This is a genomic window from Cedecea sp. Ae19-4, assembly GCF_059801165.1.
Window position 1 is genome coordinate 1,949,132 of sequence record NZ_JBCHWG010000001.1, and the last position, 16,756, is coordinate 1,965,887.

A 16,756-nucleotide genomic window follows, 5' to 3' on the forward strand; every position below is an offset into this window, starting at 1 on the left:
CTGATACAGGAACATCATGATGCTGGTCATTATTCTTGCTTATCTGGGCGGCCTGTTAACCATCGCCAGCCCTTGTATCCTGCCGGTACTGCCGTTTGTTTTTGCACGATCCGACCAGCCGTTTGTCCGCACAGGGCTGCCGCTTCTGGCGGGCATGGCGATAACGTTCACGTTATTCGCAACTCTGGCAGCCGTCGGCGGTGGCTGGGTCGTCGCGGCCAACCAATATGGCCGCGGCGTGGCATTAGTGTTGATGGCAGTGTTTGGTATCACGCTGCTATTCCCTCGCCTGGCTGAGCGCGTCATGCACCCTCTGGTTAACGCGGGTAACTCGCTGTCTAACCGCGTGGCTCCGGGCCACCCAGCGGGTCCAGGCGCTTCATTTTTACTAGGTATTGCAACCGGGCTGCTTTGGGCTCCTTGCGCAGGTCCCATTCTGGGACTGGTGCTGACCGGTGCGGCCCTGCAGGGGGCAAATGTAGGCTCTACGCTGTTGCTGTTGTCTTATGCCGCAGGTGCGGCCACCTCGCTGGCGCTGGCGCTTTTGATCGGTGGCAAAGTATTCAGCGCCATGAAACGCTCTCTGGGCGTAGGGGAATGGATCCGTCGAATTCTGGGCGCAGGGATGTTACTGGGCGTCGTCGCCATTTCTTTTGGCTTAGATACCGGCGTCCTGGCCCGACTTTCTACAGCGTCAACCGGCGGCATCGAACAAGCGCTGGTGAAACGCCTCTCCCCGGACAGCACCACGGCCAATGCCCCCACGCCAGCCTCCGTGGTGAAAACGTCAGATGACGACACCATTCCAACGTTGACCGATGCTGGCGTGATGCCTTCGTTGAGCGGTGCGACGCAGTGGCTAAACTCTCCACCACTGACTGCTGAATCGCTGAAAGGCAAAGTCGTCCTCGTCGATTTCTGGACTTACTCCTGCATTAACTGCCTGCGCTCTTTACCGTATGTGAAAGCCTGGGCCGAAAAATACCGCGACCAGGGCCTGGTGGTGATTGGCGTCCACGCGCCGGAGTTCGCTTTTGAGCGTGACGTCAATAACGTGACCAAAGAAGCGAAGAAACTGGGCGTCACTTATCCCATCGCCATTGATAACGATTACAGTATCTGGCGGGCGTTCAATAACCAGTACTGGCCAGCACACTACTTTATTGATGCCAGCGGCCATATTCGCTACGAGCACTTTGGCGAAGGCGACTATGTGCAATCTGAACGCGTTATTCAGGAGCTGCTGCGCCAGGCAGGCGCTAAAAATGTTAACAGCGGCATCAGCACCGTTTCTGCCAGCGGCGTAGAGCAGGCGGCCAGCGGCCAGAATGACATCTCTCCAGAAACCTACCTCGGCTATATGCGGGCGCAGAACTTTGCCTCTGGCGAAGTCACCGGAGATAAACCGGCAGACTACAAGAAGCCTTCCGCACTGCCGCTGGGCAGCTGGGGACTCGAAGGTAACTGGACCATCGGCGGGGAGAACATCACGCTTAATCGCCCGAATGGCCGCATTGTTTACCAGTTTCATGCTCGCGATCTGCACCTCGTTCTCGGCCCTGGCACAGCAGGCAAGGCGGTGCGTTTTAAAGTCACAATCGACGACCAGGCGCCCGGCAGCGTTCACGGTTCAGATGTTGCCCCGGACGGCAGCGGCACGGTGACGGAACAGCGCCTTTACCAGCTGATTCGCCAGTCGAGCGGCAGCGGCGAACACACGTTCAGTATTGAATTTGAAGATCCGGGCGTGAACGCCTATGCCTTCACGTTCGGTTAACCGGGGAGCATTACGATGAAACCGACACTCTTTTCATCCACCAAACGCCGGGTAGCGTTGTTCAGCGCGCCTGCACTTATCGTTGCTGCACTTGTCTTTCAGAATACGGCCTGGTCCGAACCCGAACGTGCGGTGGCGATCCCTGCACCACTGCAGGATGAGTCTCCCACGGGCCAACATCTTGAAACCGCCGTCTTTGCCGGGGGGTGTTTCTGGGGCGTTCAGGGCGTCTTTCAGCATGTTAAAGGCGTGACTAGCGCAATATCTGGCTATACGGGCGGTAAAGCACGGACGGCGAATTATGAGACGGTCAGCATGGGGATGACCGGGCACGCCGAATCCGTGCAGGTTATCTTTGATCCAGCCAAAGTGACCTATGGTCAGCTATTACAGGTCTTCTTTTCCGTCGCGCACAACCCCACGGAGTTAAACCGCCAGGGGCCGGATTACGGAACGCAATACCGTTCTACCGTTTTTCCGCTCAGCGAATCACAGGCGAAGGTGGCCAAAGCGTATATCACGCAGCTTAACGCCAGCCATAGGTTTAGTGCGCCGCTGGTCACCACGATTGAAGAACATGCGCAGTTCTACCCGGCAGAGAAATATCACCAGAATTTCCTGCACGACAACCCAAGCTACCCTTACATCGCGATCAACGACATCCCGAAAGTCGAACAGCTTAAACAGCTCTTCCCGGCGCTGTGGAACAACGATCCGGTGCTGGTGAAAGGGTGAAAAAAACCGCGCCCGTGAATGACAGTGGCGCGGTTTTCCATTACGCAATATGCGCTATTTGTTCTTTTTCGGGTACAGCTCATCCCGGCAGTAAGGCTCTATCTCGCCCTCTTTACGGGTCTTCAGGAGCTTGAGGATCCAGGTATATTGCTCCGGATGCGGGCCCACCAGCAATTCCACCTCTTCGTTCATCCGGCGGGCGATGGTATGGTCATCGGCCTCGAGCAGATCATCCATCGGCGGGCGGATAAAAATATCCAGCCGGTGAGTGTCGCTGTTATAAACCGGGAACAGCGGGATCACGCGGGCACGGCACACTTTCATCAGGCGCCCAATGGCCGGGAGAGTTGCTTTGTAGGTCGCAAAGAAATCGACAAATTCGCTGTGTTCTGGGCCATGATCCTGATCGGGAAGATAGTAACCCCAATAGCCCTGGCGAACGGAGCTGATAAACGGTTTGATCCCGTCGTTGCGGGCATGCATCCGGCCGCCAAAGCGACGGCGCACCGTATTCCAGACATAGTCAAACAGCTGGTTGCCCTGGTTGTGGAACATCGCCGCCATTTTCTGGCCTTCAGAGGCCATCAGCATAGCCGGAATATCGACGGCCCAGCCGTGCGGCACGAGGAAAATCACGTTCTCCCCTTTCGCCCGGATCTCGTCCACTATCTCTTTGCCGTGCCAGTCCACTCGAGCCATGACCTTTTTCGGGTCACGCAGCCCCAATTCCGCCATTAGCACCATCGCCTGCGGCGCCGTGGCGAACATGCGATCGATGATTGATTCACGCTCGGCTTCCGGTAAATCCGGGAAGCAGTAAAGCAGGTTAATTTGCGCCCGGCGTCTGGCGCTTTTGCCCAGGCGCCCCGCTAAGCGCCCAATTTTCCCCAGCAAAGGATCCCGGAGTCCCGGAGGAAGAAGCGCCAGCCCGACAAAAGCGCCAACGCCAAGCCATGCGCCCCAGTAACGCGGGTGCAAAAAGGCTTTTTGAAATTCAGGGATAAACTCACTGTGGTTTTTTTTTGCTTTTTCCATGCGGCTCTCAGTAGTTCGCCAGCAGTCTGGCGAGACAAATTTATCGTTATTTTAGCGGGGCTGCGGCCAGCAGACAAAAGAAAAAGCCGGTTACAAGAACCGGCTTTTCGTCGAAGGGAAAAATCAGTCGATACGCAGCTGCGGCAGTACGTCTTTAACCTGCGCCAGGTAATCACTGCGATCGGAGCCGGTCAGGCCCTCAGAACGCGGCAGCTTGGCCGTCAGCGGGTTAACCGCCTGCTGGTTGATCCACACTTCGTAATGCAGATGCGGGCCGGTAGAACGCCCGGTATTGCCAGACAGTGCAATACGGTCACCGCGCTTCACTTTCTGGCCAGGTTTCACCAGCAGCTTCTTAAGGTGCATGTAACGGGTGGTATAAGTCCGGCCATGGCGGATAGCCACAAAGTAACCTGCGGCCCCGCTGCGCTTCGCCATTACCACTTCACCATCCCCGACAGCCAGTACAGGTGTCCCCTGTGGCATCGCAAAATCAACGCCTTTGTGCGGCGCGACGCGGCCGGTCACCGGGTTAAGACGACGAGGGTTGAAGTTAGAGGAAACGCGGAACTGCTTCACGGTTGGGAAACGCATAAAGCCTTTGGCCAGGCCCGACCCGTTACGGTCGTAAAACTTGCCGTCTTCCGCGCGAATGGCGTAGTAATCTTTTCCGTCGCTGCGTAGGCGCACGCCGACCAGTTGGCTCTGCTCACGCTTGCCGTCCAGCATTTCGCGGGACATCAACACGGAGAATTCATCGCCCTTCTTCAGCTTGCGGAAGTCCATCTGCCACTGCATGGCTTTGATAACAGAACTGATTTCTGCGCTAGTCAAACCGGCATCACGTGCGCTGGAAACAAAACTTGCCCCCACCGTGCCCTTCAGCACGCTGTTAACCCAATCGCCCTGCTGGGTTTCGCTGCTCATTTTGAAACCGTTATCAGTGCGATCGTAAGTGCGCGTTTCGCGGCGCGACATTTCCCAGGTCAGACGCTGCAAATCGCCGTCTGCGTTAAGCGTCCAGGAAAGCTGCTGACCAATTTTCATGTTTCGCAGGTCTTTATCAGCGGAAGCGAGCTGGCTGATGTCGCCCATATCGATGCCGTACTGATTCAGAATGCTGCTTAGCGTATCGCCTGTGGAGACGACATATTCATGAACGCCCGCTTCGCCGGAGGTTTTATCATCCAGCTCATCCTGAGGCAGGTTGTCATCTTCGGCGTCCGGGGACTGGTCGAGGGGTTCGCTGGCTTCCGGCAGCAGCGAATGTATTTCGCTTTTTTGAAGTTCGATGGTCTTGATTATCGGACTGGACTGCGGATGGTAAATTGACGGTCGCCATACCGCGACCGCCAGAGTGAGAACCGTAAGCGACCCCAGCATAACGCGATGGGGCCGTGATAAATTGTCAAATGCCATGGCGACAGAGCGGGCTATCTGTTGCACGTATTCACTTCCTCGTTAATCTCCTTTCAGGCAGCTCGCATACTGGTTCGCAAGTCCGGTCATAAACTGCATATAGCTGTTTTTACCCAATGCGACTTCAATTCCCAGAGGATCTAAGGTGCCGGAGCGAACGTTAGTGCCTCTGGCAACGGCGTTAATTACCGCTGGCCTGAATTGTGGCTCAGCAAAAACGCAAACCGCTTTATGCTCAACCAACTGTGTTCTGATTTCATGTAAACGCTGCGCACCAGGCTGTATTTCAGGGTTAACGGTAAAGTGGCCAAGCGGCGTTAAACCGTACTGTTTTTCAAAGTAGCCATAGGCGTCATGAAAAACGAAATACCCTTTTCCTTTCAGCGGTGCCAGCACGGAACCCACCTGTTTATCGGCGTCGGCTAAGCCTGACTCGAAATCTTTCAGGTTGGCGTCAAGTTTGGCTCGATTTTCGGGCATAAGTTCCACTAATTTATCGTGGATTGCAACCGCCGACAGCCGCGCTACTTCTGGGGAGAGCCAAATGTGCAAGTTGTATTCACCGTGATGGTGATCTGCGTCACTCTTTGCGCCATGGCCATGTTCATCGCCGTGCTCATGATCGTCGTCGTCACCGCCTTTCATGAGCAGCGGTTTCACGCCGGCAAGCGCCGCCAGCTCAAGCTGTTTTTGCTCGGGGATCTGGCGCACAGACTTCTGCATGAAAGCTTCCATTTCTGGCCCAACCCATACAACTAAGTCCGCGCCCTGTAAGCGTTTTACATCGGACGGACGAAGTGCATAGTCGTGCTCAGAGGCGCCATCAGGCAGTAATACTTCTGTGCCTGTCACCCCGTCGGCAATGGCTGAAGCGATAAAGCCCAGAGGCTTGATGGACGCCACAACAGCGGCGTTAGTGTTGGTGACGGCAGAGCCCCAGAGGGCAGCGGAAAATGCAGCGAAAAGAAGTGTCTTTTTATGTAACATAATGCAACTTATCATCGTGAAAATCAGAATAATTGTGATATTATAACATCCGATAACTTATGCAACCCCTGAAATTGTCATGACAAATTTGGTTGAACTGGAAAATATCTCGGTCTCTTTTGGCCAGCGACGCGTGCTGGCTGATATCTCACTTGCGCTAAAGCCCGGCCGTATTCTTACGTTGCTGGGGCCTAACGGTGCCGGTAAATCCACCTTAGTGCGTGTCGTGCTTGGGCTGGTCACACCCGATCAGGGTGTCATCAAGCGCGACCAGCATCTGCGCATTGGCTACGTGCCGCAAAAACTTCATTTGGACGCCACGCTGCCGCTCACGGTTAGTCGTTTCCTGCGCCTGCGTCCGGGAGTGAAAAAAGCCGACATTCTCCCGGCACTTAAACGCGTGCAGGCTGCTCATTTGATAGATGCGCCAATGCAGAAGCTCTCTGGCGGTGAAAACCAACGCGTTCTGCTGGCGCGAGCGTTGTTGAATGAGCCTCACCTGCTGGTACTGGATGAACCCACCCAGGGCGTGGACGTCAACGGCCAGCTCGCGCTTTATAATCTGATTGACCAGCTTCGCCATGAGCTGAACTGCGCGGTGCTGATGGTTTCTCATGACCTGCACCTCGTCATGGCCAAAACCGATGAGGTGCTGTGCCTGAACCACCATATTTGCTGCTCCGGTACGCCAGAAGTCGTCTCCACCCATCCTGAGTTTATCTCGATGTTTGGGCCCATCGGTGCCGAACAACTGGGCATTTATCGCCACCATCATAACCACCGTCACGATCTGCAGGGTCGCATCGTTCTGCGCAGAGGGAATGGACAGTAATGCTTGAATTGTTGTTGCCCGGCTGGCTGGCCGGGATTTTGCTCGCCTGTGCGGCAGGGCCGCTGGGCTCTTTTGTGGTCTGGCGTCGGATGTCTTATTTTGGCGATACGCTGGCTCACGCCTCATTGCTGGGCGTCGCGTTTGGTCTGCTGCTCAATGTGAACCCATTTTATGCCGTTATCGCAGTGACGTTGTTACTTGCTATTGGCCTGGTCTGGCTGGAGAAACGCCCTCACCTCGCCATTGATACTCTGCTGGGTATTATGGCGCACAGCGCCCTGTCGCTCGGTCTGGTGGTGGTCAGCCTGATGTCTAACGTCCGCGTCGATCTCATGGCTTACCTTTTCGGCGATTTACTGTCAGTCACGCCGTCGGACATTATCTCCATTGCCGCTGGCGTGGCCGTGGTGCTTGGCGTACTGGCCTGGCAGTGGCGTAGCCTGCTGGCGATGACCATCAGCCCGGACCTTGCCCACGTGGACGGCGTCAATCTTCAGCGAGTGAAAATGCTGTTGATGCTGGTGACCGCCCTCACCATCGGTGTTGCAATGAAATTCGTCGGGGCGCTCATCATTACCTCACTGCTGATTATACCGGCCGCAACCGCACGACGCTTCGCCCGAACGCCGGAACAAATGGCGGGCTTTGCGGTTCTCATTGGTATGATTGCCGTCACCGGCGGGCTGGCTTTCTCGGCACTTTACGATACTCCGGCAGGTCCATCCGTAGTGCTGGCCGCAGCCGCGCTGTTTATTCTTAGCATGGCTAAAAAGCAGCCGGCTTAAACCTCACGTAGACACGAAAAAGGCGCCCTGAGGCGCCTTTTTTATTGCGGAATATTCACGGCTGAGCCGGAGGCACAATCCCAAAGTGCGTCCAGGCCCGCGGCGTGGCAATACGCCCGCGCGGCGTTCGCTGCAGAAAGCCCTGCTGAATCAGGAACGGCTCCAGCACGTCCTCAATGGTTTCTCGCTCTTCGCCGATAGCGGCGGCAAGGTTATCCAGCCCAACCGGGCCACCGAGGAACTTGTCGATCACCGCCAGCAACAGCTTGCGGTCCATGTAATCAAACCCTTCGCTATCCACATTCAGCATGTCCAGCGCCTGCGCTGCTACTTCGGCAGTAATCGCCCCGTCATGCTTTACTTCAGCAAAGTCGCGAACGCGGCGAAGTAAGCGGTTGGCAATACGCGGCGTACCGCGAGCGCGGCGGGCAACTTCCAGAGCACCATCATCGCTCATCTCCAGCCCAAGCACGCTGGCGCTGCGCCCGACAATATGCTGCAGGTCGGCCACCTGATAAAACTCCAGCCGCTGCACAATCCCGAAACGGTCGCGCAAGGGCGAAGTCAGGGAGCCCGCGCGGGTGGTCGCGCCAATCAGGGTGAACGGAGGGAGATCGATTTTAATCGAACGTGCAGCCGGGCCTTCGCCAATCATGATATCCAGCTGATAGTCTTCCATCGCCGGATACAGCACCTCTTCCACCACCGGAGAAAGGCGGTGGATCTCATCGATAAACAGTACGTCGTGAGGCTCAAGATTGGTTAGCATTGCCGCCAGATCGCCAGCTTTCTCCAGCACCGGGCCGGAGGTGGTTCGCAAATTCACGCCCATCTCGTTGGCCACGATGTTAGCCAGGGTGGTTTTCCCCAGCCCCGGTGGGCCAAAAATCAGCAGATGATCGAGCGCATCGCCGCGCAGCTTGGCCGCCTGAATGAAGATTTCCATCTGCGAGCGCACGTGCGGCTGCCCGACATACTCTTCGAGCAGCTTCGGGCGAATGGCACGATCGATTAACTCGTCCTGGGTGATATTTCCTGGGGATACCAGGCGGTCTGCTTCAATCATCCTCTACCTCATAGCGCCGCGCGGAGCGCTTCGCGGATCAGAGTTTCGCTGTCGGCACCGGCACGGCCCACTTTGCTGACCATGCGGCTGGCTTCCTGTGGTTTATAGCCCAGAGAAACGAGGGCAGCAACGGCTTCCTGCTCGGCATCGTCTGCCTGGCCGTTATCCGGCGAGGTTAGCACCAGATCGGCTGCAGGGGTAAACAGGTCGCCATGCATGCCTTTGAAGCGATCTTTCATCTCCACAATCAGGCGCTCGGCGGTTTTCTTACCCACGCCCGGCAGCTTGATAAGGGAGCCAATTTCTTCGCGTTCGACGGCATTCACGAACTGCTGAGCCGACATCCCGGAGAGAATAGCCAGCGCCAGTTTTGGCCCCACGCCGTTCACTTTAATCAGCTCGCGGAACAGCGTCCGTTCCTGCTTATTGTTAAACCCGTAAAGCAGCTGAGCGTCTTCACGCACCACGAACTGAGTGAACACCACCGCCTCTTTGCCAATGTCCGGCAGCTCATAGAAGCAGGTCATCGGCATATACACTTCGTAACCCACGCCGTTGGTTTCCAGCAATACCAATGGGGGCTGCTTTTCCAGAACGATGCCTCTGAGTCGACCTATCACAATGTGCTCCTGCGTATTTACGTTGATGCGCGAAAAAGTAACGCTATGATATAAAAAAGGCTGGATAGATATCCAGCCTTAATTATTTTAATCGCCCTCGCGCCAAATTAAGCCGCGATTCGCTCATCTGGACCGAGTTTTGCGTCACATGGCAATGCGTAATGGCGATAGCCAACGCATCCGCCGCATCCGCCTGCGGGTTGGCCGGGAGCTTAAGCAGCGTGCGCACCATGTGCTGCACCTGGCTTTTCTCCGCGCTGCCTATGCCCACCACGGTTTGCTTTACCTGACGTGCCGCGTACTCAAACACCGGTAGATCAGCATTCACCGCTGCGACAATGGCCGCGCCGCGCGCCTGCCCCAGCTTAAGCGCGGAATCCGCATTTTTCGCCATAAACACCTGCTCGATGGCAAAATACTCGGGCTGGAACTGAGTAATGATTTCGCTCACCCCCGCGTAGATAAGCTTCAGACGCGAGGGCAAGTCGGCAACCTGCGTTCGGATACAGCCGCTGCCCAGATAGGTCAACTGCCGCCCGGTCTGGCGGATAACGCCGTAACCGGTGACGCGCGATCCCGGGTCGATGCCGAGAATAATCGCCATCACGCGTCTCCTGAGTACAGGTCAGAAATTGGCTGCGCCATTAAAGGGTAGCCGCCACCTCGTCGGAGATCTCACCGTTGTGGTAAACCTCCTGCACGTCATCACAATCTTCCAGCATGTCGATCAGACGCATCAGCTTAGGCGCGGTGTCCGCATCCATGTCTGCTTTGGTGGAAGGGATCATGGAAACTTCTGCGTTGTCCGCCTTCAGGCCCGCTGCTTCCAACGCATCTTTCACCGCGCCCATCTCTTCCCATGCGGTGTAAACGTCGATAGCGCCGTCGTCGAAGGTTACGACGTCTTCAGCACCCGCTTCCAGCGCAGCTTCCATAATCTGATCTTCGTCACCTGCTTCGAAGGAGATAACCCCTTTCTTGGTGAACAAATAAGCAACGGAGCCGTCGGTGCCCAGATTCCCGCCGCATTTGTTGAACGCATGACGCACTTCGGCAACGGTACGGTTACGGTTGTCGCTCAGGCATTCCACCATCACGGCAGAGCCGCCAGGGCCGTAACCTTCATAAATGATGGTTTCCATGTTCGCATCATCATCGCCGCCCACGCCGCGTGCAATCGCACGGTTCAGGGTGTCGCGCGTCATGTTGTTCGACAGCGCTTTATCGATAGCTGCGCGCAGACGCGGGTTAGACCCTGCATCACCGCCGCCCAGACGGGCAGCCGTTACCAGCTCGCGAATAATTTTGGTGAAAATCTTACCGCGCTTGGCATCCTGTGCCGCTTTGCGGTGTTTCGTGTTGGCCCACTTACTATGACCTGCCATAACAATCTCCAAAAGCGCCTGTATCAGGCGGCATCAATTACAAACTCTTCAATCGCCTGCCGGTTGCTCCATGACTTGGTCATCAGGGCCGCCTCTTCGGCGGGCACCCATTTCCAGGCCAGATGTTCGGTAATCGTAATCTGGCGTTCATGAGGCAGCGCAAGACAGAACCACGATTCCGTATTGCGCGTGATCCCCGGCGCATAGCGATGACGCAAATGAGTAAATATCTCAAACTCCACCCGGCGCTGGCAGTCAACTAACGGCAGCGGCTCATTGAGCACGTCGATAGCGACCTCTTCCTTTACTTCACGCCGGGCGGCATGCAGCGCGCTTTCCCCTTCTTCAAGGCTGCCGGTGACCGACTGCCAAAAATCAGGATCGTCGCGCCGCTGTAACATCAGCACCCGCTTCGTATCTTCTGCGTAAATGACCACCAGAACCGAAACGGGACGCTTATAAGGCATCAGTTTTTCTCTGCCTTTTTGATGACTTCAATCCCCAGCTCGGCAAGCGAAGCCGGGTTAGCGAAGCTTGGCGCTTCGGTCATCAGACAGGCGGCAGCCGTGGTTTTCGGGAAGGCGATAACGTCACGGATGTTGTCGGTGCCGGTCAGCAGCATCGTCAGGCGATCCAGACCAAACGCCAGGCCCGCATGAGGCGGCGTACCGTACTTCAGCGCGTCCAGCAGGAAGCCGAATTTCTCGCGCTGTTCCTGCTCGTTAATGCCCAGAATGCCGAACACGGTCTGCTGCATCTGGCCGTTGTGAATACGCACGGAGCCACCGCCCACTTCGTAGCCGTTGATAACCATGTCGTAGGCGTTGGCAATCGCGGTTTCCGGCTGAGCCGCCAGTTCTTCCGGCGTCATGTCTTTTGGCGCGGTGAACGGGTGGTGCATCGCGGTCAGGCCGCCTTCGCCGTTATCTTCAAACATTGGGAAGTCAACCACCCACAGCGGCGCCCATTTTTTCTCATCGGTTAACTGCAAATCTTTACCGATTTTCAGACGCAGTGCGCCCAGCGCGTCAGCAACCACTTTCTTGCTGTCCGCGCCGAAGAAGATCATGTCGCCGTCGGCTGCGCCGGTACGAGCCAGGATAGCTTCCACGATATCCGCGTTCAGGAACTTGGCGACCGGGCTGGTGATCCCTTCGATGCCTTTCGCACGTTCGTTAACCTTGATGTACGCCAGGCCGCGAGCGCCGTAAATTTCGATGAACTTGCCGTAGTCGTCAATCTGTTTACGGCTGATCTGTGCGCCACCCGGCACACGCAGTGCGGCAACGCGGCCTTTGGCGTCGTTTGCCGGGCCGGAGAAGACCTTAAACTCTATGTCTTTGACCAGGTCAGCCACATCCACCAGCTCCAGCGGATTACGCAGGTCCGGCTTGTCGGAGCCGTAGCGGCGCTCAGCTTCGGCGAAAGTCATCACCGGGAAGTCGCCCAGGTCAACGTTAATGGTGTTGATCCACAGTTTGCGCACCAGGTCTTCCATCACTTCACGCACCTGTGGCGCGGTCATGAAGGACGTTTCAACGTCGATCTGGGTAAATTCTGGCTGACGGTCGGCGCGCAGGTCTTCGTCGCGGAAACATTTCACGATCTGATAGTAGCGGTCAAAGCCGGACATCATCAGCAGCTGTTTGAACAGCTGAGGAGACTGCGGCAGCGCGTAGAATTTACCTTTATGGACGCGGGAAGGCACCAGATAGTCACGTGCACCTTCTGGCGTAGCTTTGGTCAGCATTGGGGTTTCAATATCGAGGAAACCGTGGTCGTCCATAAAGCGGCGCACGAAGCTGGTAATTTTTGCGCGAGTTTTCAGGCGCTGAGCCATTTCTGGACGACGGAGATCCAGGTAACGGTACTTCAGGCGCGCTTCTTCGGTATTAACGTGGTTGGAGTCCAGCGGCAGTACGTCAGAGCGGTTAATGATGGTCAGTTCGGTGGCAAACACTTCCACTTCGCCGGTCGCCATATCTTTATTAACGTTGCGCTCGTCGCGAGCACGCACGGTGCCAACAACCTGAATACAGAACTCATTACGCAGTTCAGAGGCGAGCTGGAACGCTTCCTGACGGTCCGGGTCGAAAAACACCTGCACGATGCCTTCACGATCGCGCATATCAATAAAGATAAGGCTACCGAGGTCACGGCGACGATTGACCCACCCACTAAGCGTTACTTGCTGTCCCACATGGGATTGATTGAGCTGCCCGCAATATACTGTACGCATGAGATATCCCTTAATCAGCTGCACGCGACCCGCCACCTGCGACGGCAGGCGCTTTGGTGGCAGCTATTTCGACTGTCACAACTGGATGAAAAAAGGGGGCTATTATACTGGAAATAATGGCTGGCGATAACCCCGAAACCGCCGACTGGCGCGAATCGCAGCGCCGGTATTGCAGATTCTCACAAAAATTAACAAAATTTGTAAACTCAGCAACCTGGCTTCCAGCGTAAGGTATTGACCCTTAACCCCAATGTTAACCGGAGTCACAATGACACAACTCAACGCATCTCGTACTGCCCTGGTGGTGATTGACCTGCAGGACGGCATTTTACCGTTTGCCGGTGGCCCCCACAGCGCCAGCGACGTCGTGGCTCGTGCCGCGCGTCTGGCAGAGAAATTCCGCGCCAGCGGTTCGCCGGTGGTGATGGTGCGCGTGGGCTGGTCAGCCGATTACGCAGAAGCCCTGAAACAACCTGTTGATGCCGCACCTCCGGGCCATGCCCTGCCTGAAAACTGGTGGAGCTACCCGGCCGCGCTCGGTAAAAAAGACAGTGACATTGAAGTCACCAAACGCCAGTGGGGAGCGTTTTACGGCACAGACCTCGAGCTACAGCTGCGCCGCCGCGGCATCGACACCCTCGTCCTTTGCGGTATTTCGACCAATATTGGCGTCGAGTCCACCGCACGTAACGCCTGGGAAATGGGGTTCTCGTTGGTTCTGGCTGAGGATGCCTGCAGCGCCGCCAGCGCCGAGCAGCATAATCACAGCCTGAAGTTCATCTTCCCGCGTATCTCCCGCATTCGCAGCACCGACGAGATAATTGCTTCGCTATGATTTATATCGGCCTTCCCCAGTGGCAGCACCCGAAATGGAACCGGCTGGGCATCACTTCGCTGGAGGATTATGCCCGCCACTTCAACTGTGTGGAAGGCAACACCACGCTGTACGCTCTGCCCAAAGCGGAAATCGTACAGCGCTGGCGGGAAATGACGGGCGACAGTTTTCGCTTCTGTTTTAAATTTCCCGCCACCATTTCCCATACCGCCGCCCTTCGCAACTGCGGCGACCTCACCGCCGAGTTTTTCGACCGCATGTCGCCGCTAGCGGGCAGAATAGGCCAATACTGGCTTCAATTGCCGGCCACTTTCGGGCCTGGCGACCTCCCGGCGCTGTGGCATTTTCTGGATGCATTGCCCGCGGAGTTCACCTATGGCGTTGAAGTCCGGCACCCGGCCTTTTTCGACAAAGGTGCGGATGAACAGGCATTGAATCGCGGCCTGCATGACAGGAAAGTGAATCGAGCCATTCTCGACAGCCGCCCGATTCACAGCGCCGTGCCGCACAACGAGGCGGTGCGGGAAGCCCAACGTAAAAAGCCCAAAGTTCCGGTGCATGCCATTGTCACGGCCAGCCATCCTCTGGTGCGATTTATCGGCAGCGACAACATGACGCAAAATGCCGAGCTGTTTGATGTCTGGTTAAAAAAGTTGCCTGAATGGACGGCAAAAACAACGCCATACCTTTTTCTCCACACCCCGGACATTGCCCAGGCGCCGGAGCTGGTTCATACCCTGTGGCCCGCGCTGCAGCACGTTTTTCCTGAATTAGGGGCTCCACCCGCCATCCCGCAACAGGCCACACTTTTCTGAGCGCTAGCGACAGCACTCCGCTTGCGAGCTATCATAGCGTGAGCCGTAACTGTTACGACATGGAGTTAATATGGTAAGCGCGCTGTATGCGGTGCTGGCTGCTCTGCTGTTAATTAAGTTTTCGTTCGACGTTGTTCGCCTGCGAATGCAGTACCGGGTTTCCTACGGCGACGGCGGCTTTAGTGAACTCCAAAGCGCCATCCGTATTCACGGTAATGCGGTGGAATATATTCCCATTTCCCTGCTGCTTTTACTGCTGATGGAGATGGACGGCGCCGAAACCTGGATGGTGCATATTTGCGGTATTATGCTGCTGGCCGGACGCCTGCTGCACTACTACGGATACCATCATCGCCTGATCCGCTGGCGCCGTTCCGGCATGAGTGCCACCTGGTGCGCGCTGATGCTAATGGTGCTGGCCAACTTATGGTATATGCCGTGGGAGTTGGTTTTCTCGCTCCATTAACGCAAAATACGCCCCTTTCGAATTTCCGGATTTAACGTTATGTCTGACCGCGATACGCTGTTTTCCGCCCCGATAGCCAAACTGGGCGACTGGACCTTTGATGAACGGGTAGCCGAAGTCTTCCCCGATATGATCCAGCGCTCGGTGCCAGGTTACTCCAATATCATCTCCATGATTGGCATGCTGGCGGAGCGCTTCGTGCAGCCCCACAGCCAGGTTTACGACCTTGGCTGCTCTTTGGGCGCGGCAACATTATCGGTACGACGCAACATTCATCACGATGGCTGCAAAATCATTGCCGTCGACAACTCCCCGGCCATGGTCGAACGCTGCCGCCGCCATCTTGACGCCTTTAAAGCGCAAACGCCCGTCGAAGTCATCGAAGGCGATATTCGCCATATCGCCATCGAAAATGCGTCGATGGTGGTGCTGAACTTCACGCTACAATTCCTCGAGCCCGACGACCGTCAACTGTTGCTGAATAAAATCTGGCAGGGCCTGAGGCCGGGCGGTGCACTGGTGCTTTCGGAGAAATTCAGCTTTGAAGATGCCGAAGTTGGCGAGCTGCTGTTTAACATGCACCACGACTTTAAGCGCGCCAACGGCTACAGCGAACTGGAAATTAGCCAGAAGCGCAGCATGCTGGAAAACGTGATGCTGACCGACTCGGTCGAAACCCACAAAAAACGCCTCAAACAGGCGGGCTTTGAGCACGCCGAACTGTGGTTCCAGTGCTTTAACTTTGGCTCTCTGGTAGCCGTCAAGTCCGGAGAAGTCGCGTGATTGATTTCGGTAATTTTTATCAGCTGATTGCAAAAAACCACCTGGCCCCGTGGCTGGAAACCCTGCCCGCGCAAATTGCCAGCTGGCAGCGTGAATCCCTGCACGGCCAGTTCAAGCACTGGTACAACACGGTGAACTATCTGCCGGAGATGACGCCTCATCGTCTGGACCTCCTGCACAGCGTCACCGCTGAGTCCGCCATGCCGCTGAGCGAAGGCCAGCAGCTTGGCATTGAAAAGCTGCTCCGCAACCTGATGCCCTGGCGCAAAGGGCCCTACTCGCTGTATGGCGTAGATATCGACACCGAATGGCGCTCAGATCTTAAATGGGATCGCGTCTTGCCGCACATTTCGCCGCTTGCCGGGCGGACCATTCTCGACGTGGGCTGCGGCAGCGGCTATCACCTGTGGCGCATGATTGGCGCAGGCGCGCAGCTGGCGGTTGGCATTGACCCGATGCAGCTGTTTATTTGCCAGTTTGAGGCGGTGCGTAAGCTGCTTGGGAACGATCAGCGCGCCCACGTTCTGCCGCTTGGAATTGAGCAACTTCCGGAACTGAACGCCTTTGATACCGTGTTCTCGATGGGCGTGCTTTACCATCGCCGCTCGCCGCTGGATCACCTCTGGCAGCTGAAGAATCAGCTGGTCAAAGAAGGCGAACTGGTGCTGGAAACGCTGGTGGTGGAAGGCGATGAAAATACGGTATTAGTGCCGGGCGAGCGCTATGCTCAGATGCGCAACGTTTACTACATCCCGTCCGCGCTGGCATTGAAAAACTGGCTGGAGAAATGCGGTTTTGTCGACGTAAAAATTGTCGACCACTGCGTCACCACGCAGGAAGAACAGCGCCGCACGTCGTGGATGATCACCGAATCGCTGGGCGATTTCCTCGACCCAAATGACAGTGGCAAAACCATTGAAGGTTACCCCGCCCCGCTTCGTGCCGTTCTGGTGGCCCGCAAGCCATAACCCACAAAC

18 protein-coding genes are annotated in these 16,756 nt (G+C 56.3%); 9 read left to right on the top strand and 9 right to left on the bottom strand.

The window, feature by feature from the left end; all coding sequences use genetic code 11:
* Positions 1 to 16 precede the first annotated feature (16 nt).
* Together AAIE02_RS09220 and msrA are read left to right on the top strand one after the other, a co-directional pair.
* Positions 17 to 1,777, top strand: a complete 1,761-nt coding sequence (locus AAIE02_RS09220; RefSeq protein ID WP_498532412.1) for a cytochrome c biogenesis protein DipZ — start codon at positions 17 to 19, stop codon at positions 1,775 to 1,777.
* A 15-nt stretch (positions 1,778 to 1,792) separates the two neighbouring features.
* Complete coding sequence (msrA, locus tag AAIE02_RS09225; protein ID WP_008453950.1) at positions 1,793 to 2,512, top strand: peptide-methionine (S)-S-oxide reductase MsrA; 720 nt, start codon at positions 1,793 to 1,795, stop codon at positions 2,510 to 2,512.
* A 54-nt stretch (positions 2,513 to 2,566) separates the two neighbouring features.
* Here the strand turns inward: msrA and lpxM are convergent, their stop codons facing one another.
* The 3 genes from lpxM to znuA form a co-directional block, all read right to left on the bottom strand.
* Positions 2,567 to 3,547 carry a lauroyl-Kdo(2)-lipid IV(A) myristoyltransferase gene (lpxM, locus tag AAIE02_RS09230; RefSeq protein ID WP_498532413.1) on the bottom strand — a complete coding sequence of 327 codons (981 nt, stop codon included), beginning with the start codon at positions 3,545 to 3,547 and terminating at the stop codon, positions 2,567 to 2,569.
* Positions 3,548 to 3,670: 123 nt separating this feature from the next.
* Positions 3,671 to 4,993 (bottom strand): murein DD-endopeptidase MepM, encoded by a 1,323-nt coding sequence (gene mepM, locus AAIE02_RS09235; RefSeq protein WP_498532414.1) that lies wholly within the window; start codon positions 4,991 to 4,993, stop codon positions 3,671 to 3,673.
* Positions 4,994 to 5,008: 15 nt separating this feature from the next.
* Positions 5,009 to 5,953 (bottom strand): zinc ABC transporter substrate-binding protein ZnuA, encoded by a 945-nt coding sequence (znuA, locus tag AAIE02_RS09240; RefSeq protein ID WP_498532415.1) that lies wholly within the window; start codon positions 5,951 to 5,953, stop codon positions 5,009 to 5,011.
* 79 nt (positions 5,954 to 6,032) lie between these two features.
* Here znuA and znuC point away from each other — a divergent pair, with 79 nt between their 5' ends.
* Both znuC and znuB read left to right on the top strand, forming a co-directional pair.
* Positions 6,033 to 6,785: a zinc ABC transporter ATP-binding protein ZnuC gene (gene znuC, locus AAIE02_RS09245; protein WP_008453942.1), complete on the top strand. Its 753-nt coding sequence runs from the start codon at positions 6,033 to 6,035 to the stop codon at positions 6,783 to 6,785.
* A complete protein-coding gene (gene znuB, locus AAIE02_RS09250) occupies positions 6,785 to 7,570 on the top strand; it encodes a zinc ABC transporter permease subunit ZnuB (protein ID WP_008453940.1) in 786 nt (261 codons plus the stop codon). The genes znuC and znuB overlap by 1 nt, the downstream gene beginning before the upstream one ends.
* A gap of 55 nt (positions 7,571 to 7,625) precedes the next feature.
* Here znuB and ruvB read toward each other — a convergent pair whose 3' ends face one another.
* The 6 genes from ruvB to aspS form a co-directional block, all read right to left on the bottom strand.
* Positions 7,626 to 8,636 (bottom strand): Holliday junction branch migration DNA helicase RuvB, encoded by a 1,011-nt coding sequence (gene ruvB, locus AAIE02_RS09255; RefSeq protein WP_008453938.1) that lies wholly within the window; start codon positions 8,634 to 8,636, stop codon positions 7,626 to 7,628.
* Between the two features lie 8 nt (positions 8,637 to 8,644).
* Positions 8,645 to 9,256, bottom strand: a complete 612-nt coding sequence (gene ruvA / locus AAIE02_RS09260; protein WP_008453936.1) for a Holliday junction branch migration protein RuvA — start codon at positions 9,254 to 9,256, stop codon at positions 8,645 to 8,647.
* A gap of 82 nt (positions 9,257 to 9,338) precedes the next feature.
* On the bottom strand, positions 9,339 to 9,860 hold the full coding sequence (ruvC, locus tag AAIE02_RS09265; RefSeq protein WP_008453933.1) for a crossover junction endodeoxyribonuclease RuvC: 522 nt from the start codon (positions 9,858 to 9,860) through the stop codon (positions 9,339 to 9,341).
* Between the two features lie 40 nt (positions 9,861 to 9,900).
* Entirely contained in the window at positions 9,901 to 10,641 is a 741-nt protein-coding gene (locus AAIE02_RS09270; protein WP_008453931.1) for a YebC/PmpR family DNA-binding transcriptional regulator, read from the bottom strand.
* 23 nt (positions 10,642 to 10,664) lie between these two features.
* The gene (gene nudB / locus AAIE02_RS09275) at positions 10,665 to 11,108 is read right to left on the bottom strand and encodes a dihydroneopterin triphosphate diphosphatase (protein WP_008453929.1); all 444 of its coding nucleotides are present in this window, start codon (positions 11,106 to 11,108) and stop codon (positions 10,665 to 10,667) included.
* The gene (gene aspS, locus AAIE02_RS09280; RefSeq protein ID WP_166991801.1) at positions 11,108 to 12,880 is read right to left on the bottom strand and encodes an aspartate--tRNA ligase; all 1,773 of its coding nucleotides are present in this window, start codon (positions 12,878 to 12,880) and stop codon (positions 11,108 to 11,110) included. Before aspS ends, nudB begins: the two co-directional genes overlap by 1 nt.
* 268 nt (positions 12,881 to 13,148) lie before the next feature.
* On the opposite strand from aspS, the gene AAIE02_RS09285 reads away from it, so the two are divergent.
* From AAIE02_RS09285 to cmoB, 5 genes are all read left to right on the top strand, one after another.
* Positions 13,149 to 13,715, top strand: a complete 567-nt coding sequence (locus AAIE02_RS09285; protein WP_008453925.1) for a hydrolase — start codon at positions 13,149 to 13,151, stop codon at positions 13,713 to 13,715.
* The gene (locus AAIE02_RS09290) at positions 13,712 to 14,530 is read left to right on the top strand and encodes a DUF72 domain-containing protein (RefSeq protein WP_166991798.1); all 819 of its coding nucleotides are present in this window, start codon (positions 13,712 to 13,714) and stop codon (positions 14,528 to 14,530) included. The genes AAIE02_RS09285 and AAIE02_RS09290 overlap by 4 nt, the downstream gene beginning before the upstream one ends.
* Positions 14,531 to 14,600: 70 nt before the next feature.
* Positions 14,601 to 14,996 (top strand): MAPEG family protein, encoded by a 396-nt coding sequence (locus AAIE02_RS09295; protein ID WP_008453920.1) that lies wholly within the window; start codon positions 14,601 to 14,603, stop codon positions 14,994 to 14,996.
* 39 nt (positions 14,997 to 15,035) lie between these two features.
* On the top strand, positions 15,036 to 15,779 hold the full coding sequence (cmoA, locus tag AAIE02_RS09300; RefSeq protein WP_166991795.1) for a carboxy-S-adenosyl-L-methionine synthase CmoA: 744 nt from the start codon (positions 15,036 to 15,038) through the stop codon (positions 15,777 to 15,779).
* Positions 15,776 to 16,747 (top strand): tRNA 5-methoxyuridine(34)/uridine 5-oxyacetic acid(34) synthase CmoB, encoded by a 972-nt coding sequence (gene cmoB / locus AAIE02_RS09305; RefSeq protein WP_166873000.1) that lies wholly within the window; start codon positions 15,776 to 15,778, stop codon positions 16,745 to 16,747. Before cmoA ends, cmoB begins: the two co-directional genes overlap by 4 nt.
* Positions 16,748 to 16,756 lie beyond the last annotated feature (9 nt).

Bases quoted from the DNA above. Each gene is read 5' to 3' on its own strand.
- AAIE02_RS09220 (WP_498532412.1), top strand. From the start codon at position 17: ATGATGCTGGTCATTATTCTTGCTTATCTGGGCGGCCTGTTAACCATC.
- msrA (WP_008453950.1), top strand. From the start codon at position 1,793: ATGAAACCGACACTCTTTTCATCCACCAAACGCCGGGTAGCGTTGTTC.
- lpxM (WP_498532413.1), bottom strand. From the start codon at position 3,547: ATGGAAAAAGCAAAAAAAAACCACAGTGAGTTTATCCCTGAATTTCAA.
- znuA (WP_498532415.1), bottom strand. From the start codon at position 5,953: ATGTTACATAAAAAGACACTTCTTTTCGCTGCATTTTCCGCTGCCCTC.
- znuC (WP_008453942.1), top strand. From the start codon at position 6,033: ATGACAAATTTGGTTGAACTGGAAAATATCTCGGTCTCTTTTGGCCAG.
- znuB (WP_008453940.1), top strand. From the start codon at position 6,785: ATGCTTGAATTGTTGTTGCCCGGCTGGCTGGCCGGGATTTTGCTCGCC.
- ruvB (WP_008453938.1), bottom strand. From the start codon at position 8,636: ATGATTGAAGCAGACCGCCTGGTATCCCCAGGAAATATCACCCAGGAC.
- ruvC (WP_008453933.1), bottom strand. From the start codon at position 9,860: ATGGCGATTATTCTCGGCATCGACCCGGGATCGCGCGTCACCGGTTAC.
- AAIE02_RS09270 (WP_008453931.1), bottom strand. From the start codon at position 10,641: ATGGCAGGTCATAGTAAGTGGGCCAACACGAAACACCGCAAAGCGGCA.
- nudB (WP_008453929.1), bottom strand. From the start codon at position 11,108: ATGCCTTATAAGCGTCCCGTTTCGGTTCTGGTGGTCATTTACGCAGAA.
- aspS (WP_166991801.1), bottom strand. From the start codon at position 12,880: ATGCGTACAGTATATTGCGGGCAGCTCAATCAATCCCATGTGGGACAG.
- AAIE02_RS09285 (WP_008453925.1), top strand. From the start codon at position 13,149: ATGACACAACTCAACGCATCTCGTACTGCCCTGGTGGTGATTGACCTG.
- AAIE02_RS09290 (WP_166991798.1), top strand. From the start codon at position 13,712: ATGATTTATATCGGCCTTCCCCAGTGGCAGCACCCGAAATGGAACCGG.
- AAIE02_RS09295 (WP_008453920.1), top strand. From the start codon at position 14,601: ATGGTAAGCGCGCTGTATGCGGTGCTGGCTGCTCTGCTGTTAATTAAG.
- cmoA (WP_166991795.1), top strand. From the start codon at position 15,036: ATGTCTGACCGCGATACGCTGTTTTCCGCCCCGATAGCCAAACTGGGC.